This is a genomic window from Arthrobacter flavus, assembly GCF_039526005.1.
GTDB lineage: Bacteria > Actinomycetota > Actinomycetes > Actinomycetales > Micrococcaceae > Arthrobacter_D > Arthrobacter_D flavus.
The window spans coordinates 197,634-221,115 of the sequence record NZ_BAAAIJ010000032.1 but is presented as its reverse complement, the minus strand read 5'-3'; the positions used below and the strand labels follow the sequence as shown (position 1 = coordinate 221,115).

General features: G+C 66.7%; 16 protein-coding genes. 2 read left to right on the top strand and 14 right to left on the bottom strand.

Annotated features, from left to right (window positions below; genetic code table 11):
• Positions 1–16: 16 nt before the first annotated feature.
• Positions 17–922 carry a LysR family transcriptional regulator gene (locus tag ABD059_RS08570; protein WP_343879019.1) on the bottom strand — a complete coding sequence of 302 codons (906 nt, stop codon included), beginning with the start codon at positions 920–922 and terminating at the stop codon, positions 17–19.
• 48 nt (positions 923–970) lie between these two features.
• On the opposite strand from ABD059_RS08570, the gene ABD059_RS08565 reads away from it, so the two are divergent.
• Entirely contained in the window at positions 971–1,804 is an 834-nt protein-coding gene (locus tag ABD059_RS08565) for a LysE family translocator (protein ID WP_343879017.1), read from the top strand.
• 51 nt (positions 1,805–1,855) lie between these two features.
• Here the strand turns inward: ABD059_RS08565 and ABD059_RS08560 are convergent, their stop codons facing one another.
• The 12 genes from ABD059_RS08560 to ABD059_RS08505 form a co-directional block, all read right to left on the bottom strand.
• Entirely contained in the window at positions 1,856–2,935 is a 1,080-nt protein-coding gene (locus ABD059_RS08560) for an RDD family protein (protein WP_343879015.1), read from the bottom strand.
• 43 nt (positions 2,936–2,978) lie between these two features.
• On the bottom strand, positions 2,979–3,683 hold the full coding sequence (locus ABD059_RS08555; RefSeq protein ID WP_343879013.1) for a hypothetical protein: 705 nt from the start codon (positions 3,681–3,683) through the stop codon (positions 2,979–2,981).
• A gap of 69 nt (positions 3,684–3,752) precedes the next feature.
• Positions 3,753–5,309 carry a serine/threonine-protein kinase gene (locus tag ABD059_RS08550; protein WP_343879011.1) on the bottom strand — a complete coding sequence of 519 codons (1,557 nt, stop codon included), beginning with the start codon at positions 5,307–5,309 and terminating at the stop codon, positions 3,753–3,755.
• Entirely contained in the window at positions 5,306–6,697 is a 1,392-nt protein-coding gene (locus ABD059_RS08545; protein ID WP_343879009.1) for an FHA domain-containing protein, read from the bottom strand. Before ABD059_RS08545 ends, ABD059_RS08550 begins: the two co-directional genes overlap by 4 nt.
• 2 nt (positions 6,698–6,699) lie before the next feature.
• Entirely contained in the window at positions 6,700–7,590 is an 891-nt protein-coding gene (locus ABD059_RS08540) for a PP2C family protein-serine/threonine phosphatase (protein ID WP_343879007.1), read from the bottom strand.
• A gap of 45 nt (positions 7,591–7,635) precedes the next feature.
• A complete protein-coding gene (locus ABD059_RS08535; protein WP_343879005.1) occupies positions 7,636–10,035 on the bottom strand; it encodes a transglutaminase TgpA family protein in 2,400 nt (799 codons plus the stop codon).
• Positions 10,032–11,324 (bottom strand): DUF58 domain-containing protein, encoded by a 1,293-nt coding sequence (locus ABD059_RS08530; protein WP_343879003.1) that lies wholly within the window; start codon positions 11,322–11,324, stop codon positions 10,032–10,034. The genes ABD059_RS08535 and ABD059_RS08530 overlap by 4 nt, the downstream gene beginning before the upstream one ends.
• A 15-nt stretch (positions 11,325–11,339) precedes the next feature.
• The gene (locus tag ABD059_RS08525) at positions 11,340–12,311 is read right to left on the bottom strand and encodes an AAA family ATPase (RefSeq protein WP_343879001.1); all 972 of its coding nucleotides are present in this window, start codon (positions 12,309–12,311) and stop codon (positions 11,340–11,342) included.
• A gap of 61 nt (positions 12,312–12,372) precedes the next feature.
• Positions 12,373–18,522: an Ig-like domain-containing protein gene (locus tag ABD059_RS08520; protein WP_343878999.1), complete on the bottom strand. Its 6,150-nt coding sequence runs from the start codon at positions 18,520–18,522 to the stop codon at positions 12,373–12,375.
• Positions 18,523–18,698: 176 nt separating this feature from the next.
• Positions 18,699–19,880, bottom strand: coding sequence for an adenylate/guanylate cyclase domain-containing protein (locus tag ABD059_RS08515; RefSeq protein WP_377959632.1), 1,182 nt, complete (start codon positions 19,878–19,880; stop codon positions 18,699–18,701).
• A gap of 35 nt (positions 19,881–19,915) precedes the next feature.
• The gene (locus tag ABD059_RS08510; protein ID WP_343878997.1) at positions 19,916–20,476 is read right to left on the bottom strand and encodes a PH domain-containing protein; all 561 of its coding nucleotides are present in this window, start codon (positions 20,474–20,476) and stop codon (positions 19,916–19,918) included.
• A gap of 19 nt (positions 20,477–20,495) precedes the next feature.
• A complete protein-coding gene (locus tag ABD059_RS08505) occupies positions 20,496–21,377 on the bottom strand; it encodes a biotin--[acetyl-CoA-carboxylase] ligase (protein WP_343878995.1) in 882 nt (293 codons plus the stop codon).
• 292 nt (positions 21,378–21,669) lie between these two features.
• Between ABD059_RS08505 and ABD059_RS08500 the strand changes: the two genes are divergently transcribed.
• On the top strand, positions 21,670–22,602 hold the full coding sequence (locus ABD059_RS08500; protein WP_343878993.1) for a DUF559 domain-containing protein: 933 nt from the start codon (positions 21,670–21,672) through the stop codon (positions 22,600–22,602).
• Here ABD059_RS08500 and ABD059_RS08495 read toward each other — a convergent pair.
• On the bottom strand, positions 22,599–23,459 hold the full coding sequence (locus ABD059_RS08495) for an SDR family oxidoreductase (protein WP_343878991.1): 861 nt from the start codon (positions 23,457–23,459) through the stop codon (positions 22,599–22,601). The two genes, ABD059_RS08500 and ABD059_RS08495, sit on opposite strands and share 4 nt — an antisense overlap.
• Positions 23,460–23,482: the final 23 nt, after the last annotated feature.

The following is a 23,482-nucleotide window of genomic DNA, read 5'->3' as shown; positions in this document are numbered from 1 at the left end:
CGGCCCTGCTCGGACGTCACTGTGCTTCGGTCTTGCTCGCGATCTCGCGCAGGGCCGTGAGCGCAGTATGAATGATCCGGGCCCGGACAGGATGCGCCCGGGTGAAGGCGACAATACGGCGCTCGACCTCGGGGCCCGCGAGGGGCCGCGTGGTGAGGGTGCCGGGCATCCTGGTGAGGGCAATGCGAGGGAGCACGGTCACGCCCAACCCAGCGGCGGTCAGGCTGAGTGCTGCATGATGATCATCGAGGCGGGCCACATATCTCGGGGTGAATCCTGCAGTCGTGCATGCCCGAGCGATGATCTGCCCGGTGGGGCCGTCGTTGATGTCGTGATCAATCCACGGCTCATCCCGCAACTGAATCATGTCCACCACCTCCTGGGCACACAAAGGATGATTCACGGGCAGCACCAGGTGGAGCTTCTCCTCGGCGAGTACGTGCCGCTGGTAACCGTCGAGGCTCACTGGATCGGAATCGAGAGTCTCGTTGCGAATGTCGATGTCTGGCTGTCGACGCGTGCCGTTCGGTCGGAGCTCACTGATATTGATTTCGACCACTGTGGCCGGAAATTCATCCCGCAATACCCCGACGACAGCGGGCAGCCACGCCTGGGCCACCGAGGCAAAGCAGGTGAACGTCAGCTGCTCGGTCCGGCCAGCCCTGAGATCTGCCACGGTGCGATCGAGGCGCTCCAGGCTGGCCAGGGCCTCGCTACTTTCCTTGGCCAGCTGCAGGGCCGCAGGGGTGGCCGCAATCCCCCGGCCTTGTTTTTCAAAAAGGATCAACCCTGTGTGCCGGCCAAGCTCACGAAGATGTTGGCTGACTGTGGCGGGCGTGAGATGCAATCCCGCGGCGGCACCGTGAACTGTTCCAGCAGAGATGACGGCCCGGAGAATGACCAGCTTGTGTGGATCAAACATCCATCCATCGTATGGCATTACCTACCGATTAGCTGGAAATATCTGCTGGTGCCATTGACCGCTGTGATGGCACTCTGGATTCCAGAGGCCGACGTCTTCCCGTCCGCCCCTCCCGGTTTCCTCACTCCGAAAGACTCACCTGTGACCACTTCGAACTATCTGGCCCTCCTGGGCGTGGCGATCGTCCTCGCGTTGACGCCCGGCCCTGACACGCTGCTGACCTTGAAGTATGCGCTGCGTCGTCGTCGTGCTGGTTTCTTCTCGGCCCTCGGCTCGGCGGTGGGAGTGTTCGGGTGGGCCGCCCTGGTCGCCGCGGGCGTGGCCACGTTTTTTCAGGACTCTCCCATGGCCTTCAACGCATTGCGTGTTGTGGGCGGGCTCTACCTCTTCTATCTGGGCTACCGTTCACTCACCGCTCACCCTCGCACTGCGGTGAAGGAGACAGTCAAGGAGACAATCAAGGAGACAGTGTCAGCTGCTGTGCCTCTCGGTGCTGGAACCGGGCCGGACCCGGTTGATTTCTCGGCGGGAGACTCCGGGCCCGGCAATCCATCACCACACGGTCACACCGCCGGATGGTCGGCGTTCAGCGCCGGAGTGTTGTGCTGCCTGACCAACCCGAAAACGGGGCTGTTCTTCCTGGCCCTCATCCCCCAGTTCACCCCCACCGATGCTGGCGCACTGTACGTGATCGCCGTCGTCGGCGGAACGGTATCCGCGGTGATCGGCGGTTACCTGATGGTCGTGGCCTTGGGCGCCCACACCGCAGGAGTCTGGCTGAACCGCCCGACGACCACCCTATGGATCGAACGCATCTCGGGTCTCGTTTTCGTGGGGTTGGGGCTCCTGACCATCCTTCCCGCACTCAGTGCCCTGGTCTAGGCGGTATGTAGGCCAGGCCGACGCCCGTCAGCTGTCCGCAGGCTGAAGCGACTAGGCCGTGCGGATGATGAAATGCCGATCGCCGAAGCGCACGGTGCTTCCGACCGGCACCAGAACCGGCTGTTCCGGCGTCAGATCCTCTTCCAGCCCGTCCGGCGTGGCTGCGGCGCTGCCATTGGTTGAGTTGCGGTCGGTCACCCACACACCTCCACCATCCACCCGCAGATGCAGGTGGGTTTTCGAGACCGACCGGCTCAGGTCAGCGAAATCAATCAGCTGGTCCACTGTTTCGCCGTCCAGCCGCGAGGGGTTTCGTCCGAGGAGCGCACTGCCCGGCACCCTGACCACCGCGCCGTCGTCGAACACCAATTGGACGCCAGCCGCAGCGGGCTGGTTCCGTGCGATCCGGGTCATCTCAAGCTCGGCGTCGGGGTGGACCGGCTGGTCGGCCGGGGGCACGACTGGTGCAGCGTGAGCCACGGGCGCGGCTTGCCCGGCGGGAGCAGCGGGCCCTGCGTGCTCGACGGCGGACCGGGCGGCTCCCCCGAACGACGGTACTGCGTCGATTGGCCCGGCCGATGGTGCTGCGTCGATTGGTGCGGCCGGTGAGCCCGGCCCCGCTGGTTCCGCTGCCTCTGGATCCGCGCGCGCACCAAACAGCCCACCGGTGACCAGCGGGTCGCGGCCGGCGCCGACGTCGACCACCAGCGTCCCGGCGGCCTTGTCATGCCAGCCGCGGCGCTGGTCGTCCCGGTCCCACCGGTTCGAGCTGAGCATCAGCACCGGGCCGATCACCGGCACCAGCCAGGACGCGGCAAGCACCACCCCGCGCAGCAGGCTGGCGCCCACACCGGGAGCCAGCCCGTCACGCCCGGTGGTGCGCAGGCCCAGCAGCAGGTTGCCCGGGGTTTTCCCGGTCATCCCCTCCCAGACCAGGATTCCCATCAGGTACACAGCGGCAACCCCGGCAGCGATCAGCAGACCGACCGGCCACGCGGCGTCGTCGGCGAGAACCCCCGGCACCACCACCACGCCGGCAACGGCCACGGCGAGGGCCGGAATCCAGTCGATGAGCTTCGCGCCGAGGCGCTGGCCCGCGCTGGCATTGACCAAGGGAGAAGGTACGGGCATGGCGTAAGGGTCCTGTCTGGCGTGCTGGGAGGTGAGTGTCCGGCTAGGAGGCATCGATGGCAGCCATTCGATCCAGCAGTGACAGGTCAGCGGCGGTCACCAGCTGGGAGGTCACGGCGTGTTCCACCAAACGGGTTCTGCGATTGGTGGCGAGGTTTCCACCGGCGCCGCGCAACCCGGCGACACCCACGCGGTCGAGCTTGTCGCACACGTTATCCAGTTTGCGGTTGAACCGGGTCAGCGACCAGCCGAGGCGCTTGGCGGCGTCGGCAGAGGAGGGCAACGAGCTGTACCCGGTGCCGTCCCGGCGCAGCATGGGTTCGGCCAGCGCCACGATGATCGCCTTCTGGGATTCGGTGAACACGACCGGGCCGATGGTGGTCTCCCCGTCGACCACTTCCTCAATGGGTTCCTGACGGAACGCCGGAGTCTTCAGGTGTACGTCGAATTCGTAGGTGGTGGGGCCCGCGGTGAACACCACGCGGGTCTGCCTGAAGACCAGGGGGATCCGCGAACCGGGAGCAACCCAGGCCTGCATGCCACCGGACACGTCGGCGACGGTCGCCGAGGTTCTGGTCCCCACATTGGACAGCCACCAGATGTCCTGCGCCAGGGAGACGGTCAGAAACCTGCGGTGCAGATAGGGATTATCATCGACCGCCAGATCTCCCTCACGGCCAATGTGGAAGATTTCGTCGTCCAACGGCTCGTACCATTCCCCGCAAAAATCAATGGCGAGAGACCCCATTCGTGCCCTTCCGTCCAGCCCAGCGCTGTGATCGTAGTCTAGCCCTCCCGGCGCACCAGCACCGGTCGGTTACTGCTCCGGGGAGCAGGCCGCCGCAGGGTCCGAGGCCTTACCGTTCAGCCGCACCACCTGCACCTCGATGCAGACCTCACCGGCGCCCTCCGCCTGAACTACGGCCCGCGGTTCCAGCGTCCGCACCGGATCGCCCTCCTCGGTGGCGGTCACCGTCCGCCAGATGTACAGGTCGCCCTCCCGCTGATCGGGATTGACCCAGGTGAATACCACCTCGGAATCCTCCGGCACCCCACTGAGACCCTCGGGTGGGGGTACGTTGGCTTCGAGTCCGGCGCTGGCGTCGGGCGGTGGCTGCGTGAAGGCGGGTACCTCCGGCTCCGGTTCGGCCGCACCGTTGAGCACGGCACCGGCACCCACCGCTGCGACGGCCGCGACCGCGACGACGACGACCGCGGTCACCAGCCGATTCCGGCGCTTTGTCGACGTCGACGGCCCGGCGGGATGCTCGGCTACGGTGGCGGGATCAGCCCCGCGGAGGAAGGTCTTGCCGGTCCACTCACCACGCGTCGACCCGTCACGACCCTCCGTCATGAAGCTGGGGGCAGCCGTAGGTCCCGCCGCGCTCGGAACGCGGGCGCTATCGATGGGACGCGGCGGCGAGACCCCCTCGGGGCTGATGGAGACCACCGAGCGCACCCGGGTGCTATTGCTGTCCTCGCCGACTTCCGGCTGCACCACTGTTTCTTCGAGCACTTCGAACTCGGTAGTGGCGAAATTCAACTCCGACTGAACCCGCTGCAGTGCCAGAGCAAACTCGTAGGCTGACGCGTACCGTGCCTCGGGAGACTTGGCCATCGCCGTCGCCAGGGCCTGTTCCATCGCTGCTGGAACGTCGGCCCGGCCAGTTGGCTTCAGCGGAGAGGATTCGATCCGGTCAATCAGCTCACGCTGGGAGTTACCTCCGGCGGGGAGAACGAAGGGTGAGCGACCGGCCAGCAGGGTGTAGACGGTCGCTCCGAGTGCCCAGATATCCATCGGGATGCCATCGGTCCTGCCGCCGCGCAGCGCTTCCGGCGGGGACCAGGGAATGGACATGCCCTGATCCTCGTCCTCCAAGGAGTCGGTGGTGCCGGAGATGCCGAAGTCCGTCAGGGCGGGCCGGTTGTAGTCGGTGGTGAGGATGTTCGCCGGTTTGATGTCGCGGTGGGCGATGCCCGACCGGTGCGCTGTCTCGACAGCCGATGCCACCTGTATACCCAGCGACAGCGCCTCTTCCAGCCCCAGACGCCCGGCCTTGTACCGTTCGTCGAGACTGGGTCGGGAGCAGTATTCCATCGCCAGGTAGAAGTGGTTGTCGGCGGTGATATTGGCTTCGTAAATGGTGACGATATAGGGGTGCGAGGAGAGCTGCGCCATCAGGTTGGCTTCAGCCTCGAAGCTGCGCTTCGCGGTTTCGGTCAACAGATCCGACATCAGCACCTTGATCGCCACCCTGCGGCGCGGCCGGTCCTGTTCGTAGAGGTAGACGTTGGCGAACCCGCCGGTGCCCAGGTGCTTCAGGTAGCGGTAACCCTCGATCGTGGGCGGCGGGGCCGTGGGCCGCCGGCTCACACCAGACCCTCGAAGGTCAGGGTGACGCCGTCGCCGAGGTCAGCGACGTCACCGTCGAGCAGGATTGCGGTTTCCCCACGCCCAAGCCGCCGGGACAGCTGACCCTCACGGATCAGGACCGTGCCGTTGGTGGAGTTCAGATCACACAGCATCACATGCCACCCTTCCAACCGGACCTCCACGTGCGAGCGGGAAATGTCGCCGCTGGTGCTGCGGATGGGAACGAGTCGGGGAATGCCGCCGCCCTGCACCCTCGACGCCGAGGGCTGGCGGCCCACCACGATGTTGCGGTCCAGCTGAATCAGCTGGCCGTTCGACACCCGGACTGTCCCGAGGGTGGGCCGGCGGGTCGAGGCGGGTTCGCCCTCCAGCGCGGCACCACAGAGTGCGCAGGTCGAGTGGGTGGGCGGGTTGGCGTGGCCCGTCGGACAGCTGCGTGCCAGGACCACCGGCCCGGTCATGGGGCGTTCCTCACGGGCCGCGGCGCCGGCGCCAGGCTTCGACCGTGCCGGGAGATCGCTTCGCATGACGGTGTCGCCGTCCTCGGGATCAGGTTGAGGTTCAGTGCCCGCCTCCGGATGGGCGATGGTCTCTTCGGCGGCCGGCACGGTGCCAGCGCCGGGGCCTGCGTCGGGGCCTGCGTCGGGGCCTGCATCGGGCGCGACGCTGGAGACAGCGGCGGCGTCGTTACGGGCGCGCAGCCACGGCACCGAATCAATAAGCTGAGCAGTCGACTGCGGTGGCCGGGGCACTGCCGGAACACCACGGGTGACTGGCTCGGGGGCAAGCGGTTCAGGGGCGGGCACCACCGTGTCGCTGCTGACCACTGTGTCGCTGCTGACCTCACTGCCGGCTTGCCCCGGATCAGCAGCGACCGGCGCGGCCGTGGTGGTCGCTGTTGCGTCGGGTGTGACCGCCGACGACGTGCCGGGCGGGAATCCCTCAGACCAGATCTCGTCGGCCAGTACGGTCCCGGATTCCAGCCAGAGGGACAGTGCCGCGGGCTCTCCGGGTGGGGACCCGGCTGAGTCTGAGGTTGTCAGGTGGAAGGAATCGGCCTCTGGGAGCAGGCGTTCGGACCACGTGGTCAGGCCCTCGCCGGAGACGGTCGCCCCTTCCGGTCCCGACACCTGCACGTGGACTGGCCCGCGGAGAATCAGGTGAACCCCCCGGGTGACGGAGATCAGCGCGAATGCTGGCAGCGAGTCCAGATCGTCCATGAAGCCGGCCCGGACTTCCCTGAACGGGTGCGCCAGATCGTCCCCGGCACCCAGTGCCGCCCATACTCTGTCGATGCGGTCCGATGCGGAGCCCGGCGGCAGCAGCGCGATCATCCCGGACCGGGCCAGGCACACCCAGTGGCCGGGGGTATAGGTCAGCCCGAGCACGGTTAGCTGGTTCCTTCAGCCGGCGGAGGCGGCGTTGCTCCGTCTGGTGTTCGTGCAAGGCGTGGGGAAGTGTCGCCGTCGTCGGGCGCCGCCGAGCTGTCGGACTCTGTGGCACGCGGGAGGGTGACGATCTGTGGCGATCCCCCGGCGAGATCCACCACGATGACTGAAATGTTGTCTCTGCCACCGGCCCGGAGGGCAGCCTGGACGAGGGCTTCAGTTGCGTCTTGCGGGTGAGCGAGCGTCGTCAGGAGGTCAAAGATCTGCTCATCGCCCACCTCGTTGATCAGCCCGTCGGAACACACCAGGACCCGGTCGCCGGCGGAGGCCGGAATCAGCCAGAAGTCGGCGTCGATGTCGCTTCCGGTGCCCAGTGCGCGGGTCACCACGTGGCGTCGCGGATGGGTCAGTGCTTCCTCGGGGGTGATGCGACCATAGTCAACGAGTTCCTGGACCTCTGAGTGGTCAATGGTGATCTGTTCCAGCCCGCCCTGGCTGAGGCGGTAGGTGCGGGAATCGCCGACGTTGAAAACCAGCCAATACGGGGCACCGTCCTCCTGGACGAGGATAGCTCCGCTCAGGGTGGTGCCGGCGCGGCCACCGGTTTCCGCCCTGATCTTTTCATCGGCTGTGACCAGGAGCTCCTGTAGCTCTTCGGGGTCCATCTCGGGTAGCGGGTGTCCCGCCAGCCGGCTATCCATCAGAGTGCGGATGCAGATCCTGCTGGCCACCTCGCCAGCCTCATGCCCGCCCATGCCGTCAGCTACCGCGAAGATCGGGTCGGCAGCGGTCAGCGAATCCTCGTTGTGTTCCCGGCGCAGGCCGACGTCCGACGCGTACCCGCAGCTCACCGTCAGGTCGAGGCCCGGGGCCGGTGTCTTGTCGGTTGTCATGTCCGTCCTACCATCTAGCTGCCGTCAATGAGATGTGCCACGTAGTTACTTGGCTACCCTAGCTGAACCGCGCCCTGAGCCTGTGTCGGTGGTCCTGCTGCGTCGCCGCAATCTGGCGTTTTTCCGGTCCTGCCGAAGGGATCGCAGAGAGTACCTGGCACGCTGCCTCTTCCAGAACCCTACAGAACCCTGCAGATCGTCCACTGTGGAGGTGACCGCGTCCCAATAGTCCCTGACCTCCTGCTCCGGCGGCTCCCCTGCGCTGAAGATCCCGGCGTCGGCGCGCTCCGCGAGCGCTGTCGTGGAGCGTGCACTGGCTGGGAACACTCCGGTCAGTGCCCGCGCGGTTTCCCGGCGGGTGGACTTGGGGTTGATCCGCGCACCGAGGTCCGTAGCCACCGACAGGATCTCGCTCCACCCGCCTCCTACCCGTGCTGAGGGAGCGCCATCCCAGGCCCGCTTCTTACGCCGGCGGGCCTTCAGCAACGCGATGACCAGCAGGGGTAGTAGCAGAATGGCCAGAGGAATAAGCGCGATGGCCACAGCGGTGAGTACCCATCCCCACAGCGACGTCTCGTCTTCCTTCTTGTCCTCAGCATCCTGTGGCTCCGGTGCCGCGTTGGGTGGGAGCTCTGCAGGTTCCTGGGGCGGCGGTGGGGGCTGGAGGACCTGGGGTTTAGGCGTAGATCGCGGTTGCTGTTGCGGGGGTACAGGTTCGTTGTCTTCGGGTGGGGTGGGATCAAAGGCCACCCAACCCTTGTTGTCGAAGGCGATTTCCACCCAGGCGTGGACATCGCCGCCCGTGATGGCGAGCGGCGCCGAGGGGTCCTCGACCTCGTCCCAGTCCGGGTAGAAGCCCATCACCACCCGCGCCGGAATGTTGAGTTTGCGGGCCATCAGTGCCATCGCCACCGCGTATTGCTCGTCGTCGCCCACCATTTCCTCGGAGTCCAGGAGGGAGAGCATCCGGGCGGCGCCGTGGCCTGGGAGGGAGACCGCTTCGTCTTCCTTGCCGTTGCTGAAGAAGCCCTGAGAGCTGAGCACCTGCTCCAGCCGCCGAGCGCGTTCAATGGGTTCGGATACAGCGCCCACATACTCGCTGGCCTTGGCTGCCACCACCGGCGGATCGTTCAGGACCCGGGGCAGGGACAGGTCGGCGAAGTCGTACTGGGCCAACTGGGTGTCCGGTGGCACTTCAGGGAACAGCACGTTCACCTGGTAGGTGTCCCCCCGCTGCACGCCGATCGTGGACAACGCCGTCTGCGCCTCGTCGCTGTAATAGAGCGAGCGGCCGAGTTCCTGCGCACGGGGGCCCTGTAGGTTGACTCCCTGGAGGGCCCCTCCCGAGGGAAGCCACACCCCCTGGTAGCCCTCCATGGTGAAGGTCAGCTGCGCCGGGGTGCCTTCCCCGGCGGCGGACCCTGACGTGCCTAGTCGGCTCGCGTCGCCCACCCGGGAGAAGTTGCCGGCGGCCTGAGGGTTGACGTTGTAGACGACGCCGTCGTACGCATCGACGGCAGCCAGCCGGACGCGCTGGTTTTCGGGCAGCCCCTCGACAGTGAAGAGGGTGTCCTCGGCGTTGTCCTTGACGTACTTTCTGAAACTGGCCAGGGGGCTCGGGTAATCAAAGAGGTCCACCGGGGGTTCAACCACGTCGCGGAGCACCTGCCGGTCGCCGCCGCCCACGTTGGCCGTCAGCGGTGTGAGGACCACGGTGAGGACCGTTGCCGCCGCTACCACGCCGGCTCCGAGGCCAACCCGGCGGAGCCTGCCGGCACGCGCAACCGCTGCATCGGCTACGACGGGGTTCGCTGACACGCTGTTGGTCTCCAGGGACCGGGCAACGTCGCGCCGGTAGGCGAGCCAGGTGACGAGGACAGCTACCAGCAGTGAGCCGCGGAGGGCGGGCAGCGATGCGTTGTTCGTCCCGAAGACGATACTGAGGATAAACAGACCCGTCACCGGTACCAACACCCAGTAGGGTGACCGCACCCGCCAGGCGAGGGAACCGGCCACGGTTGAGGCAACCAGCGACAGCAGGAAGGGAACCACTAGCATGCCGCGTGCCACGCCCACCGGGTCCGCGACGGTGAGCAGGTCCTTCCAGGAGAACACCACCCCCACGATCAGGATCCGCAGCGATTCGAGGGTGGGCAGGAAACCGAACGCGGACTCCACCGGTGCAGCGAGGGCGTGCCCGGCCAGCAGGTAGACGGCGAGCACAGTGGCGGCGACGGCCCAGGGACCGAACGCCCGCCGGGCACCAAGCCAGGCGATACCCAGACCCAGGAGGACTCCCCCGACGCCGGCGGCCAGGTAGCGCGGGTCGCCGCCGAAGGTCGGTCCGAAACCGAGGACCCCAAGGACCAGCAGGACGGTAAGTGCGACCCAGTCGATGCTGTCCCGCAGCCACCCGGTAGCTGTCCGGGTCTGCTGGCGCTTCATGCTGCAGCCTTTCGCAGGATCATGGCCAGGTCATCCAGGTCGTTGAGGGTGAGAACGGTGAGGTCGCCAATGGTCGCCCGCCCCTGGTCCTCCTCCTGGACACAGCGGACAGCAATGCACCTGATACCGAGCGGAATGGCGGCGGCGGAGGAGCGCAATTGGGAGGGTGTGACGTGGGGGCCGACGATGAAAAAGACCACCGAGGCGTTGGGGACGGTATCCGCCGTCGTGCGGGCCAGATCCAGGACCCCGTCCCGCCCGGAGCGGCCTTGGACGCGGGTCATATCGTCGAGCAGGTTGCGGCCGGTCTCGGAGCGGAGCGGGCCGGCCTGGGTGAGGACGCTCAGGTTGCGTTGTTCCCTGATCGCCTGCAGCCCGATCGAGCCGGCGACGGAGACAGCGAGTTCGAATTCATCGACCGTCTCAAATTCTCCGGTGTTAATCGATAGCGCGACGGCGAGATGGGAGCGCCGGGTTTCCTCGAACTGGCGCACCATCAGGGTCCCGGTGCGCGCCGTGGTCTTCCAGTGAATATGACGCCGGTCGTCGCCCGGCACATACTCACGCAGTGCGTGAAACGACACGTCAGCGTTGGAGAGGTCCTTGGTCGGCAACCCTTCAAGGTCCCTAATGAACCCTGCTGCGGACCCGACGAGAGGTACCGTGCGGGGGTGGACGTAGAGATCGACCGGGTCGGTCCAGAGCACCTGGCGGCGCAGCAGGCCCAGCGGATCGGCCCGGACTGACCGTACCGGCCCGACCACTATGACGTCCCGCCGCTGGGTGGGGATGCTGAACAGATCCTCATGCACCTGTCCCGGGGTCAGCCGCGGCAGGTGGAAGATGGCTGTGGCGGAACCGACCGGCAGTTCAAGCGCCGCCGGCAGCAACGCCTTCGCTGAGGTGTTCGAAACGGCCACCGAACCAACGGCCCGGTCACCGACGGCCACCCTTGTGCGGGCGAGGTCCAGTTCCACCCCATAGGAGGACTTTCCCAGGATGAAACCGATGCCCAGGAGTAGCAGGGACGCTCCCAGCAGCGCCGCCACCGCTGCTTCCTGCCAGCCGAAGGTGGAGGCCAGCACCCACAACAGCACGACGACGGCGAGCACCACCCAGCCGAGGGGGCTGACGACACCGGAGATCGGTTCGGCGATGCGCCGCGAAGCCGTCCTTATCCGCTCCCACCATGGCTGCAACTGCTCGCGGGCACGGGAAAGACCATCGCGGGCGAGGCCTGCGGGGGAAGCGCGGCGTGAGGCGTGGTGGCCTGAGGAGTTCACTGGCATGGCGGACTGTCGGTGCTAGACGCTGACCTGCTGCTGGGGCGCCGGAATATCGGCCAGCACCCGGGTCAGAATGGCTTCGGGGGTGGCACCGGCGAATTCGGCTTCCGGGTCCATCACGAACCGGTGGGTCCAGACGTAGGGAGCAAGTTCCTTGACGTCGTCGGGCAGCACATAGTGACGCCCCTGCGCCGCTGCCCAGACCTTGGCGGACCGCACCATGGCCAGGGCACCACGTACGCTGACGCCGAGCCGTGATTCGGGTGCGGTGCGGGTCGCCTCGGTGAGCCGTGAAATGTATTCCAGGACCGCTACCTCGACGTGGGTTTCGGAGGCGAGATCTGCCATGTCCATCACTGCCTGGGTGGTGATGATGGGGTTCAGGGACGACGATCGGTCCCTCAGGGATGCTCCCCCGAGAAGCCGGACCGTGGCCTCATGGTCCGGGTAACCGATCATGGTCTTGATCAGGAACCGGTCCAGCTGGGCCTCGGGCAGGCGGTAGGTTCCGGCCTGCTCGATCGGGTTCTGGGTGGCGATCACCATGAAGGGTCGCGGGTTGGTGTAGCTGACGCCGTCAACGGTGACCCGGGATTCCTCCATCACCTCGAGCAGGGCGGACTGTGTTTTGGGTGAGGCCCGGTTGATCTCGTCGGCGAGGACGATGTTCGCGAAGATGGGCCCCTTGTGGAACTCGAACTCCTGCGACTTCTGGTCGTAGATGGTGATACCGGTGACGTCTGAGGGCAGCAGATCGGGGGTGAACTGGATCCGGGAGTTGGTGCCCTGCACCGTCGCGGCCAGCGACCGGGCCAGCATGGTCTTGCCCGTTCCGGGTGCATCCTCCAACAGCACGTGCCCTTCGGCGAGCATGGCCATCAGCACCAGCCGGATCACGTGGGGCTTGCCGAGGACGGCCTGCCCCACGTTGTCCACCAGTTTGTCGAAGGTGCCAGCAAACCAGGTGGCTTGTTCAGCGGTCATCGCCATTGCGTTAATGTCTTTTCTCTCGGTAACTGAAAACCTACTGATGAATCCGTGCCGGGCTGGGCTAGCAGGGTGGCATCCCCGACGGCGGGGTGTTGTTGCGGCCCTGGGCGTGGGTGCCCTTCAGGTGCAGACCGTCGTTGTTGGCCAACCGGTTGGGACCCGACTCCTGCCTGAACCACGGACCGCTGGTGCGGTTGATGTAGCAGTTGGACTGGATCGTCTCCCCTGAATACAGCCAGTGATCACCCCGGCACCGGCCCGGGCCCAGGAAGTTGGTTCCGCTCCCGGCAGCGTCCATGCAGGATCTGGTGTCCAGATCGGGTCCACCAGCGGTGATGGGCCAGGTCGGAGGCCCGGAGGGTGGTGGCGGTGGCGGCGGCGGTGGCGGTGGTGGTGGCGTCCCGGTTCTCGCCGTCGCCGATGCCACCGGGCCCGCGGTGCCCTGGGAGTTGATGGAGCGCACCGAAATGGTGTGATCCTGGTTGTAGTCGTTGCCCACCTGGCGACTGCCATTGGCCACTGCCACATTTTCCCAGCCGCCGTTGTTGATCCTGATCTCCAGGCGGGCGACGTCATGCGCGTTGGTGTTCGGGGGGCTCCACGACAGCCGGGCGGTCTTGGACTCGGCGGCACCATTTTGGCGTCCCGCACCGGCAGCGCCCGGGCTGCCGTAGGGCTGGACCACCTGGGATGCCACTCCCGGCTCGCTGGAGTAGCTTGCGCCATCGCTGCCGACGACGGCGCGCATCCGGGCGGACACGTCACTGCCGTTGCCGAACCCGCCGACGACGTCGCCCTGGGCGATCGAACGCCAGGCGCCGCCGTTGAAGCTCGCCTGATAGGAGACCTCGCTGGCCCGGGCGCCGTTGCGCTGCGCCGCGCTCAGTTCGGTGAAGGTGATCGCCACGGCGCGACCGGCCCCGTCGGTGCGGACGGCCTGGACGGACGGTGCCGCCGGGGGCTGTGGCGCGCCGACGGCCCTGCGGGGGCTGGACGGCGCTCCGTAATCGCTCCAGCCGGCCTTGTTGTTGGCACGGACCGCGTAGCTGTAGTCATCTTCGGAGTTGGGCACGGTGATCGTCTGGGCTGATCCGCTGACCTCGGGCAGGGTGCGCACCAGCGTGCCGGCCCGGAACTCCTGCACCTGGTACTGGGTCACCGCTGCGCCGTTGGCGTTGACATCGTTCCAGTCGACCCGGAGCTGGCTCTGGGAACCCACCGACTCGACCCGGGTGGTGCTGGGTGCCTGCGGAACGCCGGGAGGCCCCGCCGGGGTTTCGGCGGCCGAATAGTCGCTCCAGTCGGAGGGTTCGGGGGCGGCATTCCGCGCCTGCACCCGCACCGTGTAGGCAGTACCGTTCTCCAGACCGTCCCAGATCAAGGGGCTACCGGCTGAGCTGCGCTGCACCGCGCCGTTCGGTGGCGCGGGGGAAATCTGCAGGTCGTAGCCCTCGATGGGTGACCCTTCGTTGGCGGGCGGCGCCCAGCCGACGGTGAGTTCGCCGTCGCCGAAGGTCAGGCTCGGTGGCGACGGTTGTTCAGGCTGGGTGTCCGGCCGGGCGGTGGCGGAATCCGGTGACGGGTCGGAGACTCCGATGTCGTTGGTCGCGGTGACCTGGAAGGTGTACTCGACGTTGTTGGTGAGACCGGTCAGGGTGCAGGTGGTGCTGGTGCATTCCTGGCTGAAACCGTTGCTCCCGGTCACCGTGTAGGAGGTGATCGCCGAGCCGTTGCTGGCTGGCGGGTCCCAGGACAGCACCACCGACTGGTTGCGGGTGCTCTCCACCACCGGGGTGGACGGGGTCCCCGGGCGGCCCTCGACCGTCAGGCTGATCTGCGCTGTGGCATACCGGTTCAGTTCACCGGTTTCATCGCCGACCGTGTACCGAACGATCATTGACCCAACGAAGGACTCATTGGGGGTGACGACAATCTCGCCGCCCTCCGGGGTGGCCGAACCGTTTCCGTCAGCGATGACGTCGATAATCTCCAGCGGGGTCTCGGGGAACGGGTTGACGTCGTTTTCCAGCACCGGCACCGACACCGGCTCCCCCTGCACAGCCTGGGCGACGACGTCGTCGTTGGCTACCGGCAGCGGGCGGCTGGACGCGAGGACGGTGAGATCGACCCTGCTGGCGACCGGGTCGCTGCGACCGTCGGTCACGCTGACCGCGAGTTCCCCGGTGGTGCCCACGGCTGCCGAGTCCTGGGCGGCGACGCTCAGCACTGAGCCATCCAGCGCCACATCGAACCCGGCCGGCGCGTCGCCGACCACGGCGAACTGCAGCCCGTCGATGTCCTCGGGGTTGGGGTCGGTAGCGAGCGCGGCAAGATCCAGCGTCGCTGCCGGTTCGGACTGGGCCACCTCGAGGGAGCCGGTGCTGAACCCGGGCGGGAAGTTCCGGTCCTCGTCGGGAATCACGTTGGTGAGGACGGTCAGGGTGGAGGTCAGGCCCTCCGGATCGTCGGGACCGGATCCATCGGTCACTTCGAAGGTGATCGAGCCCAACCCTGCGTAGTCGATGTCGGCGGCGTAGCGCAGGGTGTCGGCGTCGGACATCCAGTCGCCGGTGTTGGAGGTGCCGATGGCGCTGACGCTGTCGGCCACGGTGATCCGTGGGGTGCGGCCTTCGCGGACCTCCACCAGGTCCGCCAGTTCGAGGGTGAGCTCCTGTCCGGCCGTCACATCGATGGGTGCGCCGCTGATCAGGGTGGGGCGCTGTTCGCTGATGCTCGGCACCCAGACGACGGCGGTCGCCAGGCCACCGTCGATGTCTTCGACCGTGTAGGGAATGAGCTGGGTCTGGTCCGTCAGTTCGATTCTGACAACCCCGTCGGGTGCGACCGAAGCGGTGGTGTAGCCGGGGTCGATGCTGACTTCCAGGTCGTCGACGACGCCGTCGGGATCCTCGTCGTTATCCAGGACCGGCACATCGACGGCGGTTTGGCCACGGGTTTGGGCGGGTTCCACCCGATCGTCGCGGGCGATGGGTAACAGTAGTGGTGCGTTCTGGTCAACGGTGACATTGATGTTGCCGTTCGCGGATCCGCCGCGGTCGTCCTGGACTGTGTAGCGCACGCTGAACGTGCCATCGGTTTCGGGGGCGGTGAACAGCACCCGGCCGTCGACCACCTCGGCACCCATGTCGTCGGGGGTGGAACTGACACCGTCGGGATTCAAGGCGAGCGGGTCGCCGTCCGGGTCGGAGTCGTTGCGGAGCGCGTCGACGGCGATCGCCCGGCCGGGGCGCAGCACAGCACCATCGTTCACGGCGATGGGTTTCTGGTTCGCTTCGGCGGCTGGCGCCACTCCCACCTGCACGGTGGCGGTGTTCTCCAAGCCGAGGCGGTCCCGCACCAGGTAGGTGAACGTGTCGGTGCCGGCACCGGTCGCTGACGCCGTGTAGTCGATGTAGTTGGCGCCAGGAACCGCAGCGCCCAAGGCCGGCGCGCTGTCGATGCCGGAGAGGAAGACGGAGTCTCCGTCGGCGTCGATCCCGTCCAGGGGAATCGGAATCCGGATCGTGGACCCGGCGATCGCGCGGGCGTTGACGTTCTTGGGGACGGGCTGGGTGTTTTCTTCGGCGTCAAGCGGCCGGATGTTGATGCGCACCTCTGCCGAATCGACCTGCCCGGTGCTGTCGGTGACCTCGTAGATGGCGTAGACCGTCTTGGCGGTGTCACCGGCGACGAAGCGCAGCGTGTTCTCTGAGACGAAGAGGCGGCCGTCCGCGGGGTCAACCACCTGCGGCAGGACGGGCAGGAGGGTCAGCTCATCGCCGTTCGGGTGGGTGTCGTTCTCAAGGACCGGGATGTTCACGATGTCACCGGCACGCACTGTCGCGGTGTCGGGGTTCGCCTGGGGCGGGAGTAGCGCCTCGGGCCGGGCGACCGACAGGACGCTGACCTCTCCGGTGGCCGACGCGGCACCATTGGAGACCGTGTAGGAGATGGTGGTGTCCTGGTTCAGGCTCCGCACATCGTGGATGCGCAGCAGGTTGTGGTCGATGACCGCGACCTCCAGCGGCGACCCGTCCGGTACGGTGACCGACTGCACCACCAGGACCCCGCCGGTGGGGTCCGTGTCGTTGGCCAGGACATCCACCAGGACGTCCCCGTTCGCGGGGAGCAATGCGACGTCGCGCACTGCCACCGGCTCCCCTTCGGTCCCCGCCACCTTCGCGTCCACGCGGATCAGTCCGCTGGCGCTCTGCGGGCCGTTGGTCACGAGGTATTCGAGGTAGTAGGTTTCGGCGGCGTCGGGGGTGAACGCGATGGTGCCGGTCTCGTAGTTGGCGGTCAGTTGGGCGTCACCGGCGGTTTCGGCCTTCGCCAGGCTGAGCTGCCCTCCGGCTGGGTCAAGGTCGTTTTGCAGCGGGGACAGTTGTACCTCCTGGCCCACTGTCGCGGTGAAGTGGTCGAAGTTCGCGACCGGGGCGAGGATGCCGTTGGCGCGAACGTCGAACTCGACAATGCCCTCCACCTCTTCGCGGCCGTCGGAGACGACCACCGTGACCTCCTTGACGCCCTGACCCTTGCCGACATCGCGGAAGGTAAGCAGGCCATCGGAGCGGGCCCGCACCTGGTCACCGTCCGGGGTGGGCTCGGCGCTGACCAGGAACAGGTCATCCCCGTCGGGGTCCATCCAGTTGTTGAGAATGTTCTGGCTGATGCTGCGGCCCTCTTCGACCAGGATGGTCGTTGACCGTTTCGGTTCGGGTGGCAGGTTGGAGTCGGAGCTGCGGATGTCGACGGTGACGGTGGCGCTGTCCACTCCCCCGCGGCCATCGCTGATGTCGTAGTTGAACGTCCGGTTGCCTGCCGGGGCGTCAGCGGGGACAACAATCTGCATGCCCGCACCGTCGTAGATACTCTGCACGGTCCCGCCGTCGGGCTGCGGGCCGCTCAGGGATGCGGTCAGGAGGTCGCCGTCGGGGTCGGTGTCGTTGTCCAGGACATTCAGGATGGTGGTGCGCCCGGCCCGCGCGCCAAAACTGTCGTCGGCGGCCACGGGTGGGCGGTTTTCCCCACTGCGGTCCGGGAGGGTGTTGACCGGATTCTCGCTGGCGGATTCCTCGTCGTCCTCGTCTGATTCGTCTTTCGGCGGGACGACGTCGCCCCAGTTGTCCACCAACTGCATGTTCTGCATGACCAGCCAGACGTCGCCGGCGTTGACGTCGTTCAGGACCACCACGTCCCGGTTGACCCGGAACACCAGTTCGGAGCTCGCACCGACTCCGGGCACCTCCTCGCGGAGGTCGTCGCCGTCGTTGGTGCAGTCCCTCACATAGGTATTGGCACCGGACCAGGCCGCGTGAACGCAGCCGTTCAGCTGCACGGGGGCGACCGGGCGCCCGGTGTTCTCGATGTCGGTGACCGCGGCGTCGCCGCCGTCGAGCGGTTGCTGGATCAATGCGGTGGGGGTGGCAATGGCGACGAAGTCGCTCTCGGGTCCGCTTTGTTGCAGGAGCGCATCCTGCGTGCCGGTCAGGGTGATGGTCCGTCCGCCCGGGAGGACCAGCTGCCCCGACACGTCATCGAAGACCACCGGCTGCTCTCCGATCGCTGCGATCTGCGCGTCCCCGAAGTCCCGCAGCGCCTCGGCCTCGGTGATCTCAGGTGCGGTGAACGCGGGGTCGGCCACGGCCGCGTAGGAGGAAATGGTGCCGTCCTCGAGGCTCGCCACCACCACCTGGTTGCCGTCTGACACGGCAGCGACGGCGCCGGGAGAATCGACCAGGACCGGTTCGGTCTCCTGGTCGTTGAAGCCGCCCAGGCCCTGGGCGGAACTGATCCAGACGGCACCGGCAGCGTTGTCCGTGATCGCGACGGTGTCGCCTCCCAGGGCGATGTCGGCGGAACCGGGCAGCTGCACCTCCGTGCCGCGGACCACGTTGGCGACGTCGACCGCGCTGACCTTCGACTGGTCCGAGTTGACGTTGAACACCATGCCAGCGTTTTGTTCGACGTCGAAGCCGTCGCTGTTCGCCGCGTAGCCGCCGTCGAGCAGGCTGGAGGGATAATTGAGGTGGCCGACCATGCCGAGGTTGTTGTTGGTGACCCACACGCCGCCGTCGTTGAGATCGACGTCGGCTGTGGCATTTCCGGGGTAGAGGAGCGCACCGCTGACAACAGCGGCGCTGACGACCGCTGCCGTGGAGATTGAGGCTATTCGTTTGTGCTTCGCGTGGAGCCCCAAAGGGCGGCCCATAAACTTCACTGTGTTTGTCCCCAGAGACCTGCATGAGGGGTCTCAACGGCCAAACGTCCGCTGGTCCACCCTTCGACCTTTCATGAGTGTCGCATGAACCGGTGAAGTTTCAAACCGATGACCATGGGCACTCCTCCCCATCGCCATCCGTTGGGTGTCCGGCCGATTCGACCCTCCTAATCGAGGATCAGCCCGGTACCGGTGCCGCGGGCGAGGGTCACCGGGTGCACTTCGCCAAACCCTCTGATGGTCCGCGCCTTCTGCGGGATCAGGACGAAGTGCTCGTTATCGCGCAGCGTCGCGGCGGTGGAGGCGTCGATCAGGACGGTCCCAGGTTCGGCCAGGGAGGTCAGGCGAGAGGCCAGGTTCACTGTCGGCCCATAAATGTCGCCCAGTCGGGACAGGATCCTCCCCCACACCAGGGAGACACGTGCGGAGGGCAACAGATGGTCCTCGGTGAAGGCTTTGGCCAGCGCCAGGGATATTTCAGCACCGGCTTCCGGCGACTCGGCGATGTAGAGCACTTCGTCGCCGATGGTCTTGACCAGCCTGCCGCCTCCCACCGAGATGATTTCAGCGCACACATTCTCGAAGCGCTGCACCAGGTGGGCCAGGGTTCGCTCGTTCATCTGGCGGGACAGGCTGGTGTACGACACGAGGTCAGCGAAGCCGACGGCGCGGGCCAGGGGCAGCGGAGCATCGTCCTCGTCACCCAGTCTGCCTTCGGCACTGGCCTGCAGCCCGGATTCGGCGCGCAACGCTAGCCGTTGCACTGCCGCGTTCAGTTGGCGTCGCCACGCGTAGACCAGTGTTTTTTCCAGGGGCTCGATGAGGTCGGGAAGCTCGGCGACGAGGGCCTTCCGGGCCGCCGCGTCAGGGATTTCCCGCTGCGCCGCCATCTCCTCAACCAGAGCTTCGATCTGCCACACCACCATCCGGTCGGTCATCTGGCCAATGGCGCGCGTGATGGAGATTGCCGCGTTCTCGGAGACCTTGTCGCTGCGGACGAGTTCAATGATCGTGACCAGCGCGTCCTGATCCTTCTCGGTGAAGGCCACGTCCTCATCGGAAATGTTCGGGAACCCCATGGCCCGCCACAGCTTGCGCGCCGACAGCAGGGACACGCCCGCCCCGGCCGCGACGTCGCGGCGTCGGAGGGTTCGCTCGGCCCCCAACAGTTCTCTTTCCAGGTTCCGGATCGCCTCGCGGGACAGGTCGTACTGCGGGACCGGGACCTCCCCTGGCGTCACCGGGGACGGTGTGTCCTCTCCTGTCTGGGTGTCCTCTCCTGCCTGGGCAGGAGCAGCATCTGTCGCCGGCTCGTCCTGGCTCAGATCGGACTGGTCCTCAGCAGTCACTAGCTCTTCTCCCGTCCGTCATCGGTCATCTGGTGTCAGTACCCCTCAAGGTCATGCACCGGGTCAGCTTCCATGTCTACACCATCAAACATGACGGTCAGTGGAAGGTCCCCGATCGCCTCGACCATGAACTGCTTGAAGGTGTGCACTTGAGGTAGGTCCGGGTGGACCACCGTCCGGTCGCGGCCCAGGTCCACGGTGAGGTTTCCGCTACCCGTCGAACGCTGGAGCAGGGTCTGGCTGGTGTCCAGTTGGTAGATGCTGGCGAGCGCAATCTCCTGCTCGCTCCGGGTGGATAGTCCGCGACGCCTGATGAGTCGCCGGCTGGTCAGGATGTAGCGCGTGCTCCACCACCGCATCAGCGGGCGGACAAAGATCCGCAGCAGGATCAAAACCGCCGCCGCCAGCACCAGAATCACTCCGAGTGGCACCCATTCAATCACCCCGGGCGGGAGAGAGCCGCGGCTCAGCAGACCAAGCGCGAATCCCGATCCCGCCAGCACCACCAGTGAGCCGATGAACGGCATCAGGAGCGGCCTCGGGTGGGGCCGGGTGCGCACAATGACATGCTCCCCCGGCGCGAGCTTCAGGCGCACAAGCGCTCAACCTCCCATGTCAGGAGACCGACCGGAGGTGCACAACGTCGCCGGCCGTGACGGTGTGCCGCTCGTCGTCGTAGTCGCGGACTAGCAGCGCGCCGTGCTCGTCGAGGCCCAACGCCCGGCCGAGGAGTTCAACGCCCCCGGGGAGTTCCACCCTCACGTCCTGGCCGAGCGTCACCATCCGATCACTGACCCGCTGGGCGAGGGAGGTCCCGTCCGGCCATTCCCGGCGGGCGTCGCCGTCGACGGCCCGGAACGCGGCATAAAGCTCGGCGAACCGGCGCAGGAACGCACGCAGCAGCACATTCCGGTCGGTGGTTTTGGCGTATTCCAGCAGCAGACTGGTTGCAGTGGGAACCGGTAGTTCCTGGTCGGTCAGGGACACGTTCGCACCCACTCCGACAATGACGGCTGCGGGCCCCCCGTCCGCGCCGGGAACCAGTTGGGCCAGGACGCCGGCGAGCTTCCGCCCGTCGACGAGCACGTCGTTGGGCCACTTGAGCTGGGGCCTGATCTCGGTGCGCTCCTCGATGCTCTCCGCGAGGGCGAGGGCGGCCAGGAGGGAGAGCCACGAGTAGCTCTGCGTGGGCAGGGGCCTGCCGGCGGGGTTATGCGGGCGAAGCAGGATGCTCACGATCAGCGAGGACCGTTCAGGCGCAATCCAGGCCCGGTCCAGCCGTCCGCGTCCGGCGCTTTGCTGTTCGGCGGTGAGGACGCTGAGGTCCGGCCAGTCGGCGGCATGATTCCTGGCGTGGTCAGCCAGGTCGGTGTTGGTGGATCCGGTCTCGGCCACCACGTCGAGCCGTCCGTAAGAGCCCTTCGGTGCATAGAGGGCGTCCCGGAGCGCCGCTTCATCCAATCCGGGGCGTTCGAGGCTGGAGTAGCGGGAAGTCATGGATTGATCTTACCCAGCGTCGCGTTGACCGGGCTGGTGGTGGCCCTGTGCGCAGCTGTGGCGGGTGCACCCAATCGGTTGTTCACGTGTGGTGGGTGCAGGCCGTTTGAACTCACCACACGTGCACAATCGATGCCGACGACGACCCGGATTGCTCTCCGCACCCGCCACAGCTGCGCACACGGTGACGGAGCCAAGCACGTCGAACCTCCGCACCCGCCACAGCTGCGCACGCGGTGCCCGCCTGTGGATAATCACCACACGGTGCAGCCATTTGCGGTCCAATGGAGCTATGACCAAGCGGTTTGCGCTGCCCGACCCCCTCGACGGGCGGTCCTTCACCACTAAGGCGGCCGAAGCCATCGGCGTTCCACGCAGCCGGACGCGGGCCAGCGACCTGAGTCTTCCGAGCAGGGGCATTCGAGTTCCCCGCCGGTCCACCCAGGGCATGCTCGATCGGTGTCGCCCCTACACCGAGCTCGCGCCGGGCTCGTTCCTCAGCCACACGACCGCTGCGATCATCCACGGGATGCCGCTGCCCCAGTGGTGCAACCCCGAATCCGTGTTGCACCTGTCTCGCACAGCAGGCTCTCCCGCTCCGCGTCGGCGCGGTGTAATTGGCCACCGGCTGGCGCTTCAACCGGGTGACGTCGTTGATCACCATGGTGTGGCGCTCACCTCGCCGGCACGCACCTGGGTTGACCTCGCTGGCCTACTGAAACTCGAGGATCTCATCTGCGCCGGGGATTACCTTGTGTGCTCACACCAGCGGTCCTTCGGAGAGGTCAAGCGGGCCATCATCCCGCTAGCCGATCTGGGCCACTTCCTGGACCATCGCCGCGGCCTGCAGGGAATCAGGGCTGCTCGCGACGCTTTCAGCAGGCTACGCGTCGGCGTCGATTCACCGCCAGAAACCCTGGTCAGGTTGATGGTGGAGGACGCGGGACTTCCCCGGTTCGACGTCGATTGGCCGGTCTTCGATCCAACCGGAGGGATCGCCTTCTGGACCGATCTGGCGAACGAAAAATACCGGACCTGCATCGAATACGACGGGGCTCACCACCTCACCCCGGAACAGCAGTCAGCCGACGCCCGCCGTGATGCGTGGGCCGCCGAACTCGGCTGGGCGCAGGTCAGGCTCAATAAGTTGGACCTCCGGCAGGGCAGCGCCTGGGTCACGGCGAAGACCGCCAGCGCGCTACGGCGCCAGGGCTGGTCCGGCTAGAGGAAGATGTCGGGGACCAGCTGATCCTCGGCCGCTCCCAGGCTGTAGCCGGTGAAGTCGGTGACGCCTTCTTCACGCAGCACCCCTTCGTCGGTGAAGAAGTTGCCGGTGCAGGAACGGGAGGGGCGCACCAGGATGGCATGGGCCGCATCGGCGACAATCGCAGCGCTTCGGGCGCCATGGACGATCTGCTCACCGCCGGGGAGGTTGCGGATTGCTGCGGTGTCGATCAGGGTCTGCGGCCAGAGGGAGTTGACAGCTATTCCTTCGGCCTTGAACTCTTCGGCCAGCCCGAGCGTCGTCAGACTCATCCCATACTTGGCCATCGTGTAGGCCAGGTGGATCCCGGCCCAGCGCGGCTCCAGGTTCAGTGGCGGCGACAGGGTCAGGATGTGTGGGTTGCTTGAGGCCAGCAGGGCATCCAGGGACAGCTTGCTCAACAGGAAGGTGCCCCTGACGTTGATGTCGGCCATCAGGTCATAGCGCTTCATGCTGACGTCGCGGGTCGGCGAAAGATCAATGGCCGACGCATTGTTGACGACGACGTCGATCCCGCCGAACTCGCTGGTGGCAGCGGCAACCGCCGCAGCGACGTCGTCGTCGTTCCGCACATCGCCGACAATCGGCAGGGCGTTGCCACCGGCGTCACGGATCTGCTGGGCAGCGGTGAATACCGTGCCGTCAAGCTTGGGGTGCGGCTCGCCGGTTTTGGCCATGAGGGCGATGTTGGCTCCGTCGCGGGCGGCGCGCAGGGCGATCGCAAGCCCGATGCCACGGCTACCGCCGGACATGAGGAGAGTGCGACCCGCGAGGGTTGCCGGGCTGGATTGACGTGGGGCATCGTTGCTGGCGGTCATAACGTAAGAATAGTGGTGCAGGG

What these genes read in the sequence shown, in the direction of transcription:
- ABD059_RS08570 (WP_343879019.1), bottom strand. Translation starts at nt 922, where the DNA reads ATGTTTGATCCACACAAGCTGGTCATTCTCCGGGCCGTCATCTCTGCT.
- ABD059_RS08560 (WP_343879015.1), bottom strand. Translation starts at nt 2,935, where the DNA reads ATGCCCGTACCTTCTCCCTTGGTCAATGCCAGCGCGGGCCAGCGCCTC.
- ABD059_RS08555 (WP_343879013.1), bottom strand. Translation starts at nt 3,683, where the DNA reads ATGGGGTCTCTCGCCATTGATTTTTGCGGGGAATGGTACGAGCCGTTG.
- ABD059_RS08540 (WP_343879007.1), bottom strand. Translation starts at nt 7,590, where the DNA reads ATGACAACCGACAAGACACCGGCCCCGGGCCTCGACCTGACGGTGAGC.
- ABD059_RS08535 (WP_343879005.1), bottom strand. Translation starts at nt 10,035, where the DNA reads ATGAAGCGCCAGCAGACCCGGACAGCTACCGGGTGGCTGCGGGACAGC.
- ABD059_RS08530 (WP_343879003.1), bottom strand. Translation starts at nt 11,324, where the DNA reads ATGCCAGTGAACTCCTCAGGCCACCACGCCTCACGCCGCGCTTCCCCC.
- ABD059_RS08525 (WP_343879001.1), bottom strand. Translation starts at nt 12,311, where the DNA reads ATGGCGATGACCGCTGAACAAGCCACCTGGTTTGCTGGCACCTTCGAC.
- ABD059_RS08520 (WP_343878999.1), bottom strand. Translation starts at nt 18,522, where the DNA reads ATGGGCCGCCCTTTGGGGCTCCACGCGAAGCACAAACGAATAGCCTCA.
- ABD059_RS08505 (WP_343878995.1), bottom strand. Translation starts at nt 21,377, where the DNA reads ATGACTTCCCGCTACTCCAGCCTCGAACGCCCCGGATTGGATGAAGCG.
- ABD059_RS08500 (WP_343878993.1), top strand. Translation starts at nt 21,670, where the DNA reads ATGACCAAGCGGTTTGCGCTGCCCGACCCCCTCGACGGGCGGTCCTTC.
- ABD059_RS08495 (WP_343878991.1), bottom strand. Translation starts at nt 23,459, where the DNA reads ATGACCGCCAGCAACGATGCCCCACGTCAATCCAGCCCGGCAACCCTC.